This is a genomic window from Alcaligenes faecalis (assembly GCF_009497775.1).
In the GTDB taxonomy this organism is placed as follows: Bacteria; Pseudomonadota; Gammaproteobacteria; order Burkholderiales; family Burkholderiaceae_B; genus Alcaligenes; species Alcaligenes faecalis_D.
Genome location: NZ_CP031012.1, coordinates 3546116 through 3560473 on the forward strand (window position 1 = coordinate 3546116; position 14358 = coordinate 3560473).

Below are 14358 nucleotides of genomic sequence, written 5' to 3' on the forward strand. Positions count from 1 at the left end.
TCAGCCCAACACGCCCGACAAGGTACGGCGTACGTCTTCTTCGGTACGGCCACTGCGCTGGATGTAGTCTTGCAATTGGTCCTCGCCAATATTGCCCACGTTGAAGTACTTGGACTGCGGGTGGCTGAAGTAAAAGCCCGACACGCTGGAGGCCGGAATCATGGCGTAGCTGTCGGTGATGAACATCTCGATGTCTTCACACTGCAGGACGCGAAACATTTCGTGCTTGACCACGTGCTCCGGGCAAGCCGGGTAGCCGGGTGCAGGACGAATGCCCTGGTATTTCTCGTCGATCAGCTCTTCGTTGGACAGGCGCTCGTCGGTGACATAGCCCCACAAATCCGTGCGGACGCGAGCATGCAGACATTCTGCAAAGCCTTCTGCAAAACGGTCGCCCAGCGCTTTGATCATCAGGTCGGAGTAATCGTCGCCGGCAGCCTGGAAGCGTTCGGACAGCTTGTCCACGCCGATCCCGCCGGTAACTGCAAACATGCCGATGTAATCAGCCACGCCGCTTTCTTTGGGGGCGATGTAGTCAGCCAGACACTTGCTATCGACGCCTTCACGCTTGACGCCTTGCTGACGCAGGTTGCGCCAGGTGAACAGGACTTCGCTGCGCGATTCGTCCGAGTAGACCTCGATATCTTCACCATTGACGGTGTTGGCGGGGTAGAACGCAATCACGCCGTTTGCCGTCAACCAGCGACCTTCAATGACTTTCTTCAACATGGCCTGGCCTTCGGCAAACAGGGTCTTGGCCTGCTCGCCCACCACCTTGTCTTCCAGAATGGCCGGGTACTTGCCGAACAAGCTCCAGGTCTGGAAGAACGGGGTCCAGTCGATGAACTGGGCAATATCGGCCAAGTCGTAATTCTTGAAAGTACGGCGACCAATGAATTTGGGGCGTGGTGGCACGTAAGTGGTCCAGTCAATGACGGGCTTATCCTCGCGCGCTTTTTCCAGTGAAATCAAAGGCGTGGCTTTGCGATTGGCATGGCGCTGGCGCACCTGCTCGTATTCCTCGCGCACTTCGGCCAAAAATTCTTCCACGTTATCCGACACCAATTGGGTCGCTACACCCACGCAGCGGCTGGCGTCCGGTGTGTAGATAACCGGGCCGTCGTAATGCGGGGCGATTTTGACGGCTGTGTGCACGCGGCTGGTGGTCGCGCCACCAATCATCAGGGGGATGTTGCGCTCGCGGAAGTAAGGATCGCGCTGCATTTCGGACGCAACGTAGGCCATTTCTTCCAGGCTAGGGGTGATCAGGCCGGACAGCCCCACAATATCGGCATCCACTTCTTTGGCCTTGGCGAGGATCTCGGCACAAGGCACCATCACACCCATATTCACCACTTCAAAGTTATTGCACTGCATCACCACGGACACAATGTTCTTGCCGATATCGTGGACGTCGCCTTTCACGGTGGCAATTACCATGCGGCCTTTGGAGCGCACGTCACCACCCGCCGCTTCAATCTGGCGCTTTTCTTCTTCAATGAAGGGAATCAGGTGGGCCACGGCCTGCTTCATCACACGCGCGGATTTCACCACCTGCGGCAGGAACATCTTGCCCTGACCAAACAGGTCACCCACCACGTTCATGCCGTCCATCAAAGGACCTTCAATCACGCTGATGGGGCGGCCTCCCTGAGCATCGATTTTCTGCCGGACTTCTTCGGTGTCTTCCACGATGAAGCTGGTAATACCATGCACCAAAGAGTGGATCAGACGCTGTTCGACGGTGGTTTCACGCCAGCTCAGGTCTTCCTCTTTCTTGGCGCCCGAGCCTTTGACGCTCTCGGCCATTTCCACCAGACGCTCGGTGGGGGTGCGTTCGTCCGCCGGATCGGTTTTACCTTTGGGCTCGGCGCGGTTCAGAACCACGTCTTCGATCAGATCACGCAGATGCGGTTCGATATTGGCGTACACGCCTAACTGACCAGCATTCACAATACCCATGGTCAGGCCTTCCTGGATGGCGTAATACAGGAAGACCGTGTGAATCGCCTCGCGCATGGCTTCATTGCCACGGAAGGAGAAACTGACGTTGGAAATACCGCCGGACAAGCGCGCGTGCGGCAGATTCTTGTGAATCCAGCTAACGCCACGAATGAAGTCCAGGCCGTAATTGGCGTGCTCGTCCATGCCGGTTGCCACGGCAAAGACGTTAGGGTCAAAAATAATATCCTCTGGCGGAAAACCGACTTCATCAACCAGCAAGCGATAAGCACGTTCGCAGATTTCCACCCGGCGCTCGTAGCTATCGGCCTGACCCTGCTCGTCAAACGCCATCACAACAATAGCGGCACCGTATTTGCGGCACAAACGGGCATGTTCCAGGAAGGGTTCAATGCCCTCTTTCATGGAAATCGAGTTCACGATGGCCTTGCCTTGCACACAGCGCAAGCCCGTTTCGATCACATCCCATTTGGAACTGTCGATCATGATGGGCACGCGAGCAATGTCCGGCTCGGAGGCAATCAGGTTCAGGAAGCGGTGCATACAGGCTGCTGAATCCAGCATGCCCTCGTCCATATTGATGTCGATAATCTGCGCGCCGTTTTCCACCTGCTGACGGGCCACCGACAAGGCTTCTTCATAGTTTTCTTGCTGAATCAGGCGCAAGAAAGCCTTGCTGCCCGTGACGTTGGTACGTTCACCTACGTTCACAAACAGGGTGTCTTCGTCGATATTCAGGGGCTCCAGACCCGACAGGCGGGTTTTCACAGGAACCTCGGGAACAGCTCGTGGAGGCAGCTTGCGGCACAGCTCGGCAATGGCAGCAATGTGCTCGGGCGTCGTGCCACAGCAGCCACCCACCATATTCACCAAACCGGCTTGCGTGAACTCTTGCAGCAGGCTGGACGTATCGGCAGGCGTTTCGTCAAAGCCGGTTTCCGCCATGGGGTTGGGCAAACCGGCGTTGGGGTAGACACACACATAGGTGTCACAAATCTTGGACAGCTCGGCCACGTAGGGGCGCATCAAGGCGGCGCCCAAGGCACAGTTCAGGCCAATCGTAATAGGACGGGCATGACGCATGGAGTTCCAGAAGGCCTCCACGGTCTGGCCAGACAAGATACGGCCCGAGGCGTCCGTGACCGTGCCCGACACCATCACCGGCACGCGCTCGCCGCGTTCATCAAAGACGGTTTCCAGAGCAAAAACAGCAGCCTTGGCATTCAGCGTGTCAAAAACGGTTTCGATCAGCAGAATATCTACGCCACCATCCAGCAAGGCACGGACCTGCTCCGTATAGGCCACACGCAGCTGGTCAAAGGTGACGTTACGGGCGGCCGGGTCGTTCACATCCGGGGAAATAGATGCCGTCTTGGGCTGCGGGCCCAAGGCACCAGCCACAAAGCGCGGCCATTCAGGTGTGCTGAAGGCATCGCGCGCCTGACAGGCCAGTTGGGCCGAGGCCAGGTTCAGGTCATAGCTGATGCCCTGCAAATCGTAGTCACCCTGGGCAATATCCGTTGCGCCAAAGGTGTTGGTACTGATGACATCGGCCCCAGCGGCCAGGTATTTCTCGTGAATTTCACGAATGATGTCGGGACGCACCAGCGACAGCAATTCGTTATTGCCCTTCACATCTTTGTGATGATCCGCAAAGCGCTCGCCCCGGAAATCGGCCTCGCCCAATTTGTAACGCTGGATCATGGTGCCCATCGCACCGTCCAGAATCAGAATTTGCTGCCCCAAACGGCGCGCAAATTCAGCACCACGCGTATAGGCAGAGATCGGATAAGGCAAGGCAGGATAGGACACTAAAAAGCTCCGTAGCACGAAACGGGACGTTGACGGCATCTGACAGCAAGAGCCGTGAGAATGGTGGATTGACGCCACAATTGTAGCGCTTTGTACGGCAAATCCGCCCGAAACACTTAACCTTTGCCCCAGCGGCATGTAACATTTTCCGCTCGGAAAGAGGTGCTTTCCGGCCCATGCAGCCTTGGGCCTGGGAAAGTCAAATGGGAAACGTAAGTGGTTCACCCTGGAACTGCCAAACGTGCTGCCCCCGCAACGGTACCTGCTACACGCAAAGCCCGACACCAGCCTGCTTCTCGACCCTGAATTCATGGCCGTCCCACGGTGGGCGGCTTCGCTTATCGATGTGCGGGGACGCACATCCCACAGGAATCTCCATGACAATACTGTCCATCAGACCCTTGATGGTCGCCCTGGCGGGCGCCCTGCCTTTCATCGCCACGGCCCAAACTGCCCCTGTTGCCAAGCTGGATCAAATTGTTGTTACCCCTAGCCGCATGGCGCAGCCACTGAAAAACGTGGTGGGTGACGTGACGGTGATTGATCAGGAAACCTTGCAGAAAGCGGGTCAAAGCAGCGTGGCTGAAATTTTGCAGCGTCAGCCTGGGGTAGAGATTTACACCGAGGGCGGCCCTCAGACCGTTAGTGGTGTCTATTTGCGCGGCACCAACCCCCAACATACGCGCGTCATGATCGACGGCATGCGCATCAACAGTTCCACAAGTGGTTCGGTGAACTGGCAAGCCTTGGACCCAGTGTTAATCGAACGCATTGAAATTGTGCGTGGAGCAGGTAGCAGCCTGTATGGCTCGGATGCGATTGGTGGTGTCATTAACATCATCACGAAAAAAGGCGGCGGTGACCGTGCCTTGAGCGCCTGGGGGAATGTTGGCATAGGTTCGCAAGACACCTTCAAAGCCAGCGCCGGGCTTTCGGGTGCATCTCAAGGTTGGGACTACAGCCTGGCCTCCAGCTACGGCACAAGCGATGGCTTTAATGCTACTAATCCACTTGCAGGTATATACACCTACAACCCAGACAAAAATGGCTACACCCAACACGGGCTCAGCGGTTCCTTGGGTTACGAGTGGGCCCAAGGCCAGCATCTGGGTCTAACCGCTATCAATAGCTACATGGACGGCCAGTTTGACAACGGGACGTTCACTTCCCGCACCCCTAGCACCCAAACACGCCAGCAAGCCTACGGCCTGACCAGCACCAACAAGCTGTCTGAATTGTGGACCAGCCGCCTGAGCGCCTCACTAAGCAAAGAAACGATAGAAAACCGCTCTTCTTCTGCTCTCTACTCCACACTGCAGCGCCAATACAGCTGGCAAAACGACCTGACATTTGCCCAAGGCCATACCGTGTCCTTGCTAGCCGAACGTCTGGAAGAGCGCATGACGCACACCTCCGTTCACAACAATGATCAGCGCAACACCAACGCCTTTGCCCTGATTTATCGTGGCGATATTAATCAACACCACCTGCAAGCCAGCGTGCGTAATGACAATATCAGCGGTTACGGTCATAAAGTGACGGGGGGTCTGGGCTACGACTTGGACATCACCAATAACTGGACAGTGGGTGTGGCCGCCAATACAGGTTTTCGTGCCCCAACTTTTGCCGACCTCTATACCCCTTACGCCGGATATCCTCCGTTCGGCAGTTTTGTGGGCAATCCCAACCTCAAACCCGAAAAATCCCGCAACGTGGAAGGTCATATCCGCTACACGGATGACACCACTGAACTGGGTTTGGTGGTCTACCAGAACCGCATCAACGACCTGATCAATACCTACGCCTGTGATGCCAATTCGGACTGCACGACGACAAACACCGAAAAAGCACGGATCACTGGCCTGACTTTAACGGCTATGAAACAACTGGGCGACACCACTCTGAGCGCCAGTGCTGACTTCACTGACCCCAAGGACAGAAACACCGACAAGCAATTGGTGCGCCGTGCCAAGCAAAACTACAAAGTGGCCGTGGAGCAAAAGTTTGGGGCTCTAAAAACTGGGGCAGAATATTTATTCGCCTCACACCGCTTTTCAAACAGCGACAACACTGAGCGCTTGGGCAGTTACGGCCTGTTGAACCTGACTGCCAGCTACCCGCTGACTTCCAGCCTGGAAGCCCAGCTCCGTTGGAACAACGTGCTGGACAAGGACTACACCCTGGCCCGTCTTGGCTATAACAACGCCGGCTCCAGCGTGTTCCTGAACTTTGCCTGGCGCATGTAAGCAGTAAAATCAGCTTTGCTTGATTCTGGCGCGGTTCTGTTCAAGAGCCGCGCCATTTACTTAAAGGCGCATGATGCCCTCTTTGCCTGCGACTTATCGTCTTCAGCACCCGAAGCGCTCTGTCAGGAGCGGATTGGGGCTATGGGGTTTGCTTTGCCTGTGCGTCCTGCTTTGGGGATTGCCCATCCTGACCCAAGCGCAGGAGCAAGACCCGCTGCAGTCACAGGCTCACGCTCAAATACAGCCCACGGCTCAGACACAGACACAGACACAGACACAGACACAGACACAGACACAGACACAGACAAGCACAGAGCAAAGCACTCAAGAAGTACAGAGCAAGCAGCAAGATAAAAAAGCAGACAAAGCTGCGACAGGACAAGAAGCCCACTCCACACCAACCGTCGCTCCAGCCCGCACGATTAGTCTGGCCCCTCACATCACTGAAATCCTGTTTGCCGCTGGTGCTCAAGACCACTTGATCGCCGTAGACAGTTCCAGCGACTACCCTCCTGCCGCCAGGGATCTGCCCCGTGTTGGGGACGCCTTGCGCGTGAACCCCGAACGGCTTTTGGAGCTGAAACCTGATCAGGTCTGGGCCTGGCAGGCCAACCAGATCGGGCCTGAATTGCAGCGTCAGCTACAGCAAACCCATATCAGCCTGATCTTTGCTGCCCCTGAAAAACTGGACGATATTCCTGCCTTTGTCCGTCTGGCAGGAGACAGCCTGAATACGGCCGAGGTAGCTGTTCCGATGGCTGCTTTGCTGGACAATCAGATTGCCGCCCTGCGCCAGAACAGCCGCCTGAGCGAGACAGTCAGCGTGTTTTTGGAAATCGGTTCCGAGCCTTTGTACACCCTGGCGCGCGACCCCTTGATTCAGGATGTGCTGACCACCTGCAAGGCGCAGAACATCTACGCCCGCCATGCCGCCGTCGCACCCACCATCAGTCTGGAAGACGTGCTGCACAAACGCCCGCAGGTGGTCATCATGGCCTACCGTGATCCGGCCCAATTGCGTGCCCGCCACCTGTTCTGGGAAAAGCATCTGGGCCTGAGTCCCCATGCTTTGCTGAACCTGAACCCGGATGCGCTGTACCGCCCCGGCCCCAGGCTGATAGAGGCTACTCGCGAACTATGCGAGCAGCTGGATCGCTATCGAGCCCAGGTGTCCTGAGCGGTTTTCTACTCCCGCTTAGAACTGATACTTCACTGCCAGCATCATGTTGCGCGGCTCACCCCAGGTATAGGTGCTGTACCAGGAGAACATGGAGTAATAGCGCTTGTCGAACAGGTTATTGACGGTAAAGGTGGCCGACAAATTCTTGTTGAAGCGATAACGCGCCATCGCATCCACCAGCCAGTAACCCGCGACCGTATGCTGCACCTTGCCCGGCGATCCGGGGCGGCTGACATCCCCCCAGGTCTTGCTTTGCCAACGTGCGCCGCCACCCAGGGTCAGACCATTCAGGTCACCCTCGAAATCGTAGGTGGTGTAGATATTGAATTGGTGTTCTGGCGATAAGGTGGACACCTTTTCACCATCGCGCCGCGACAGCTTGTAGGCATAGCCTGCGTGCATCTGCCATTGCGGTGTCAGCTGACCAGCCACTTCCAGTTCTACGCCATGAGTGCGCACACCTTGAGTCGCCTCGTAAGCGATGCCACCCGAAGGTGTGCGACCACCCGTTTCCTTGCCAAAGTTATCCTGACGCAGCTCGAAATAAGCCAGGCTGGACGTCAAACGGCCACCCATGAATTCGCCTTTGACACCGACCTCGTAGTTATCGCCGCGCAAGGGATCCAGAGTGCGGCCGCCCTCGTCTTGCAAGTCTTGAGGCTGGAAGATATTGGTGTAGCTGGCATAGACCGAGAAGTTGTCGTTCAGGTCGTACACGGCCCCGAAGTAAGGCACCCATACGCCCGTCTCACGCATATCCATCTTGTTGTAGTTGGCGTAGCGTGTGCCCAGCAGCAGCTTCAAATCATCACGCAGGTTCAGGCGCGTACTGACGTACAAACCATTTTCTCGTGTCACTTCACGATCGTCGCCCAGGTGCTCCCAGTTCATGCGGGGCCAGCGGCCATCCCATTCGTAGTAATTCGAGACATCGGTATTGCTGTTTTCACCGTAAGACGCATTGGTCCAGCGACGACGCGATACGCCACCCCCGACGACCAGCTCATGCTCGCGTCCGAATAGTTCAAAGGGACCAGTCGCATAGAAGTCGGCTGTATTGGAGACCGTCTTACCCACGTAACGCCCGGACCATAAGGAGGTGCCTTTACCCGTCAAAGGATCAGGATTGCCGGCAGCCACCGCCGCCAATTCGGAGTCATAACCATTGATCAGATGATTGAGCTGCACCTTGGCCATCCAGCCGTTGTCGAACTCATGCTCCAAAGTGGCAAAGGCCGAACGGGTGTACTGGTTCCAGCGGCTCCAGCGCGTACCGTTATTAAAGGAACGGTCCATATCGTTGAAGTTGCCTTGCGCGTCATAAATCGGAATGCCGCCCCAGGTCGAACCTTTGGGGTCGTTATCCTGCAAGTCCGCCCCCAAGGTCAGGCGGGTATCCGGTGTCAGGTCGGCTTCCACAATGCCGTACAGCACCAAAGTCTGACGCTGGTAGTGGTCCAGCTGGCTTTTCTTGTCCTGATAGGCGCCGACCATACGGCCACGTATAGAACCTGTCTCGTTCAAGGGACCGGAGAAATCCACTTCGCCGCGATAGTTGTCCCAGGTGCCTGCGCCTGCACTGGCGTGGCCCTGAAACTCTGGCGTGGGCTTTTTACGAATCATATTGATCGTGGCACCAGGGTTGCCACTGCCAGTCAACAGACCGGAGGCCCCTTTCAGGACTTCAACCCGGTCGTAAATCGCCATATCGCTGAGCGTATTACCGGCGGAATAAGGCGAATCCCGCAAGGTGGGGATGCCGTCGTACTGGAAGTTCTTGATGTCGAAGCCACGTGCCTCGTAGGCGGTACGCTCGCTGTCGTAAGTAATGATGCTGACGCCCGGCGTATGGCGCACCACGTCATCAATACTGGTCAGGTTGAAGTCGTCCATCTTCTTGCGTGTGGTCACGCTGATGGCCTGCGGTGTCTGGCGTGGCGTCAGGCGTAAGCGGGTTGCCGTGGCAATCGTGCCCGCTGCATAAGTCCCAGAACCTTCGGTGATGTCACCCAACGCATTGCGGCGTACTTCGATACTGGCCAACGACTGCACACCGGCGTCATCAGCCACGGCACCGCTATCGGGCACGGCAATCAAGACATAGCCCTGATCCCGGCTTTGCACCTGAAACGGCTGCCCGGCCAGCAAGGCGGCAAAGCCTTCCTGCACGGAATACTGACCCTGCAAGCGCGGAGCGCGCAGGCCTTGCAGTCGGGAGGAGTCCATCACCAACGCTACCCCGGCCTGTTGAGCGAACTGGCTCAAGCGGCTGGCCAGATCCCCGGCTTCCAACGCATAGGCTTGGGTCGTCTGGCCCGAGGCTGGTGCCACATTCAGTATCAAGGCACCCACAAAGGCCAAGCCCAGCAGGCGGCGGCAGGTATTGGGCAGGAACGACGTCTTCACGAGCGCCAAAGGCGGCGCATTCTTCGGGACCATGAAATCTCTCCTTCTTTGGCAAGGTCTATCTGTTAAAGACGCACGAGCCCAAAAAAGCGGCAATCAAGGCCTGAAATTAATCATCAATCCTTCGTCTGACGTGTTCTGCACCTGCAATCGGGGATACAAGTCCTTCAGCAAAGCCAGGGCCGACAAGGGCTTGTCAGCAGGCAAGACGGCGCTAACCGTCAACCCCTCCATGCCCTGCGGATTGATCTGTGTTTTGCCGGAGTACTGGCGGGTGATCTGCTCCAGAGCCTGAGTCAAAGGCACATGCTCCAGAAGCAGTTGTCGCTGATCCCACGTGTGTATGACGCTGTTCACATCGGTCTGACGGTTTGCCCCCAGACCTTGCGCATTAATCTGCACCTGATCGCCCGGCCCCAGTTCGCGAGCCGCTTCCGGGCCCTGGGTGCGCGGATAAGCCAGCACCCGAGAAGACAGGACGGTCAGCAGGGTGCCTTGCGGCTGTTCCTGCACAATAAATTCAGTACCCAAGGCTTGCGAGACGGCCTCGCTGCTCAAGACTCGCAAAGGCCGATCCGGCTGCTTGGCCACCACCACTCGGACCTGCCCTTCCAGCAGCTCAATATCCCGGTACTGCTTGCTATACAAAATCTTGACTTGCGATGCCCCGGCCAGCTCCAAGCGAGTGCCATCCTCCAGCACCACGCTGCGCCATTCTCCGGCAGCGGTGTGTACGGACTGTTTGGACCAGGGCAAGACAAAGGCCAGAATCGGCAAGATGAACACCACGGCCCAGAGCAAAAGCATCATGCCCTGACGCCAATCGCGCAGCAGCTTGGGCCGCGCCGACAATCCTGCATCCAGCGCACTACGGCCAGGGGTGGTATTGGCCTGTACGGCCAGTTTTCTGACTCTGCCCAAGACCGCTTCCATACCTGCGGCCGCTGCTTCATGACGCGGGTCCAGCGCGCGCCAGGCCATGAACTCGGCCTGGGCCTGTTCGGTGAATTGTTCGGGATCGGACAAGAGCACAACCCATTGGGCGGCTTGTCGCTCTATTTCCTCGTTGGACATGGGGCTCAAGCTGGGATCAAGGTCTGAACATGGAGCAAGGCCTGCACCAGATCATTGCGCACGGTGCGTTCGCTGACACCCAGGCGCTTGGCTACGGTGGCTTGCGTTTCCCCATCCAGATAGCAGCTCAGAAACACCATGCGAGCCCGCGCGGGCAGCTCGTCCAGAGCCTGGGCCAACAAGGCCAGCGCCTCCAGAGTTTGGGCGCACTGCTCTGCCGAGGGTGCTTGTGCCCCTTCGGCCAAGGTCGCCTCCAAGGCTTCCAGATATGCTTGCTCGACAGCCATGCGTCGGCTGCGATCAATTAACAGCCTTCTGGCCGTGGTAGCCAGAAACGCACGAGGATGACGTAAATGATGAACGGCAGAGGGGGCCAGCAGCAAACGCACAAAAGTGTCCTGAACCAGATCTTCCGCCGTAAAGCTGCAATGCAGACGCGCGCGCAACCACCGCAACAACCAGCCACGGTGATCCTGATAGAAATCTCCCATCCCGATGGGCGCTGACGGATAGTCCATAGACCCTGAACGCACTAATCAATAATCATTCTCATTCCAAAATTATGACATGAAAAGACAAGGATTCTGATGGCAAGGGCCACAAGCGTCGTCTGGCCACGACAGATCGTCGCTGAAAAGCAGCTAATCGCCCTGCAAGGGCTGTCAAAAACAAAGAGGAAAGGCGTTCGGACTGGAAACAAGAAGGCGGGCATCGCTATCAAGCCATGCCCGCCTGACGATCCATGCACAGATCATTGCAATAGCGCGAGATTAGGCCCCGAGTTTCCGGGGCATCTGCCAAACCCTTACATCACAAAGGAAGGCAGGGTCAGCACAGCGTGAGTGGGCTGGCAGCGGAAGCCTTCCACATCGTTCAGACGGGCTTTGGCACGACGGGACAGATGCTTGAGGACTTGGCTGCGCTCCACGGTAGGCAGTGTGGACAGTGCGTTTTCAATGGTGCGACCGGACAGGTCGTTGAGGGCATAAGCAAACTCACGAGCACTGTGGGTTTGCAGCAGCTCCAGCAGGTAGCCTTGGCGCTGACGGGATGCGGCAAGGCGCAGAGCGTCTTGCAGAGCGTTGTTGTGTGGAGCGGAACGGAACAGGTTGAGGCGGAACATAGCATTCTCCTTCGGACACGGGGGCCCAGAAAGAGTGCTTACCTCATCAGAGGGGCCCGCTTTGTGGTCCAGCGTCCAATTGACTGGTCATTAAGGAGGCTTGCCCTTTACAGGAACAAAGCCATAAAGAAGGATCAGGGTCCATTTACTTTTAAACGTGAGTAGTTAAAAAAGAAGGTGCAAAGGTTTTTGCACCAACAGTATTTTCGCATCTGGGTGTGGGCTTGTCTGCCAGGCATTGGCACACTTTTCATCACCCTGGAGCCATCAAAAATATACTTAGGGATACGTGATTTGCTCCCTTATCCCCAGGCAGCTACCGCTTTGCAGGCCCCAGCCCTTGGGCCTGATACAAGGTCAGCCCAAGCGCAGAAATGCAGTGCCTTATTTAGAAGTGGTGTGTCACACCAAAAGCCACACGGCTGCTACGCGGTTCGTTGGCATTGGCTGCCGTTTCCATATCGAAGCGACGTCCTTGAGCCGCAAAGGCATAGACGCTGGTACGGGGCGACAAGGCATGCACATAGCCCACAGACATCACCTGAATGCGACGTGCGCGCTCATCGGTATCCTCCCAGGTCCAGTTCGGACGGCCCAGGGACCATTGCAGCTGGAACTCGCCCTTGCCTACAGGAATCGCCGTGCCTACATACCAGGTATCCAGACGGCCACCGTTAATGAACTCCGCCGGACCCAAACCTGCCAAGCCCTTGTCGTCCAGATGGGCCGGGCCATCATCACCATTCAGGCCCACAAAGCCATTGCTCTGACGGCTCCAGCCTGCCGCAAGGCGGGCTACCTCGAAGTCATAACTGGCACCCAATTGCCAGGCCGTAGGACGATTGGATTCGACACGGCTCAAGCTCTCGTAGCTGGCCCCCAGCAACCAGGGACCATCTTCGTAGCGCAAGGCCACACTATAAAGTTTGGTGCGAGAGCCACCCATGCCCTGCTCGCCCACATCCGCGCTGTAGCTGGCTCCCAACTGCATGCCCGCCCATTCCGGGCTGCGCCAACTGAACTGATTGGAGATCTGGTAGTTGTCCGAGGCACGCATCAAAGCGCCCATGCCAAAGTCCTTCCAGGAACCCACTTCAATGGCAGAGACAAATTCCTGGCCCACGGTGTACTGACGTCCAAAACGCAGCTCGCCCCAGTTGTCACTGCCCAGACCCAGCCAGGCCTGATAGTTGAACAGGCGCTCGGAGTCCTCGGCCCGGCCTGTAGCCAGATCAATGCCGCTTTCCAGATTGAAGGTGGCACGCAGCCCATCACCCAGATCTTCATGGCCACGAATCCCCCACAGGGAATCCGTCTGCCCGCCGCTCAACACTTCACGCTGCGAGCCTTCACCGCTCACGCGCGTCCAGCCCAAACCGGCATCCAAAGTGCCATAGAGCTGCACCGAGGTTTCAGCATGGCTGTGGCCGGGCAGCAGCGCCCCAGCCAGACCGAACAGGGCTACACCTGCCGCCAAAGAAGCAGCTTTGCTCAATTGAAAAGGGCTGCACTCCAGCACACGACGCCAGCCGGAAGCAACAGGAACAGGTTCACGCATCAGAACTCCTAACAAGGTTTGATTACCCGTCGCCACCACCACACCTTGTGCGGTCCCGGCCACAACCCGGTCGCCCATGGCGCAAGTATCGGGTGCAGCCTGCAAAATGGCGCGGTTAAGAATCAGGTGATCCTGATGGATCAAGCGCAAATCCGCCGGCACGTAATCACCGGCAGAGAGCAGCACGATATCACCGACCACCAACATACGAGCCGGAACGCGGGACTGGTGATCCCGAGCCAGATCGTACATGGTCAAGTCGCGGCGCACCTGACATGTTTGCTTTTTCATGGTCTGGACCACCTGGACCAGATCGGCGGGGCTGGAACGCAGCACCCGTACTTGATTGGGGCCGCTCTGTATCAGACGGCGCAATACTTCATCAAAGGCTAGGCCGTGGCGCTGGGTATTCAGGGCCTGCAACACCTGCGGCACGCTGCGGCTGGCGTAATAGCTCAGCGCGCACTGGGCGCGACGCACCAGACGCACCGGGCCCTGATGGGCAACGGCCTTGTGATCGGGATGGAAAGACTGGCTTGCGCGCATGGGTACCTCTACATGATGGTGCAAGGACGGCCACCCCGCTTATGCAGACCAAGGGTGTCTTGCCGTCGCAGTAAAAAAGATCAAGAGCGCTGGGGCTGGCGATACTCACGCAGCCAGTCCTGCGTGCCGTAGCGGTGCGGGAACAGGGTGAACAGGCTGGGCGAGGGGCCATGAGTCCGGCGGCGGCCCAGATGCCCTACTCGGACACCGGTATGCATGGCGCTGTAGACCTGGTTGCGATCAAATTCGGGAAGCATGGCCAGAACATCGGCACGGACACGAGCGGAGAGCTCTGGCAAGGCCTGGGCAAAAGCCAGGGTACCGTGCGAGGCCAGCAAGTCGCACACGGCGACGGGGCGGTAAGTGGCGACAGCCATGCGCAAAGCGCGCTGCAAGCTATCGTGGGGGCGGGAAAACAGCATGGGATTCTCCTGGGCACACGGCCACAGAA

9 protein-coding genes and 1 riboswitch are annotated in these 14358 nt (G+C 57.5%); of the genes, 2 read left to right on the forward strand and 7 right to left on the reverse strand.

From position 1 onward, the window contains the following. Complete coding sequence (gene metH / locus DUD43_RS16355; protein ID WP_153231111.1) at positions 1 to 3774, reverse strand: methionine synthase; 3774 nt, start codon at positions 3772 to 3774, stop codon at positions 1 to 3. 143 nt (positions 3775 to 3917) lie between these two features. Then, positions 3918 to 4082: riboswitch (cobalamin riboswitch) on the forward strand. Between the two features lie 69 nt (positions 4083 to 4151). Between metH and DUD43_RS16360 the strand changes: the two genes are divergently transcribed. Further along, a complete protein-coding gene (locus tag DUD43_RS16360; protein WP_153231112.1) occupies positions 4152 to 6020 on the forward strand; it encodes a TonB-dependent receptor domain-containing protein in 1869 nt (622 codons plus the stop codon). A 178-nt stretch (positions 6021 to 6198) separates the two neighbouring features. After that, entirely contained in the window at positions 6199 to 7197 is a 999-nt protein-coding gene (locus DUD43_RS16365) for a helical backbone metal receptor (RefSeq protein ID WP_228125824.1), read from the forward strand. Between the two features lie 18 nt (positions 7198 to 7215). On the opposite strand, the gene DUD43_RS16370 is transcribed toward DUD43_RS16365, so the two are convergent. The 6 genes from DUD43_RS16370 to DUD43_RS16395 form a co-directional block, all read right to left on the reverse strand. Next, positions 7216 to 9639, reverse strand: a complete 2424-nt coding sequence (locus tag DUD43_RS16370; protein ID WP_228125825.1) for a TonB-dependent siderophore receptor — start codon at positions 9637 to 9639, stop codon at positions 7216 to 7218. A 63-nt stretch (positions 9640 to 9702) separates the two neighbouring features. Continuing rightward, positions 9703 to 10680, reverse strand: a complete 978-nt coding sequence (locus DUD43_RS16375; protein ID WP_153231113.1) for a FecR family protein — start codon at positions 10678 to 10680, stop codon at positions 9703 to 9705. A 5-nt stretch (positions 10681 to 10685) separates the two neighbouring features. Next, positions 10686 to 11198 (reverse strand): sigma-70 family RNA polymerase sigma factor, encoded by a 513-nt coding sequence (locus tag DUD43_RS16380; RefSeq protein WP_153231114.1) that lies wholly within the window; start codon positions 11196 to 11198, stop codon positions 10686 to 10688. A 287-nt stretch (positions 11199 to 11485) separates the two neighbouring features. Next, positions 11486 to 11803 carry a hypothetical protein gene (locus DUD43_RS16385; RefSeq protein WP_153231115.1) on the reverse strand — a complete coding sequence of 106 codons (318 nt, stop codon included), beginning with the start codon at positions 11801 to 11803 and terminating at the stop codon, positions 11486 to 11488. A 388-nt stretch (positions 11804 to 12191) separates the two neighbouring features. After that, the gene (locus DUD43_RS16390) at positions 12192 to 13907 is read right to left on the reverse strand and encodes a porin (RefSeq protein WP_153231116.1); all 1716 of its coding nucleotides are present in this window, start codon (positions 13905 to 13907) and stop codon (positions 12192 to 12194) included. 80 nt (positions 13908 to 13987) lie between these two features. Then, entirely contained in the window at positions 13988 to 14329 is a 342-nt protein-coding gene (locus tag DUD43_RS16395) for a hypothetical protein (protein ID WP_153231117.1), read from the reverse strand. Positions 14330 to 14358 lie beyond the last annotated feature (29 nt).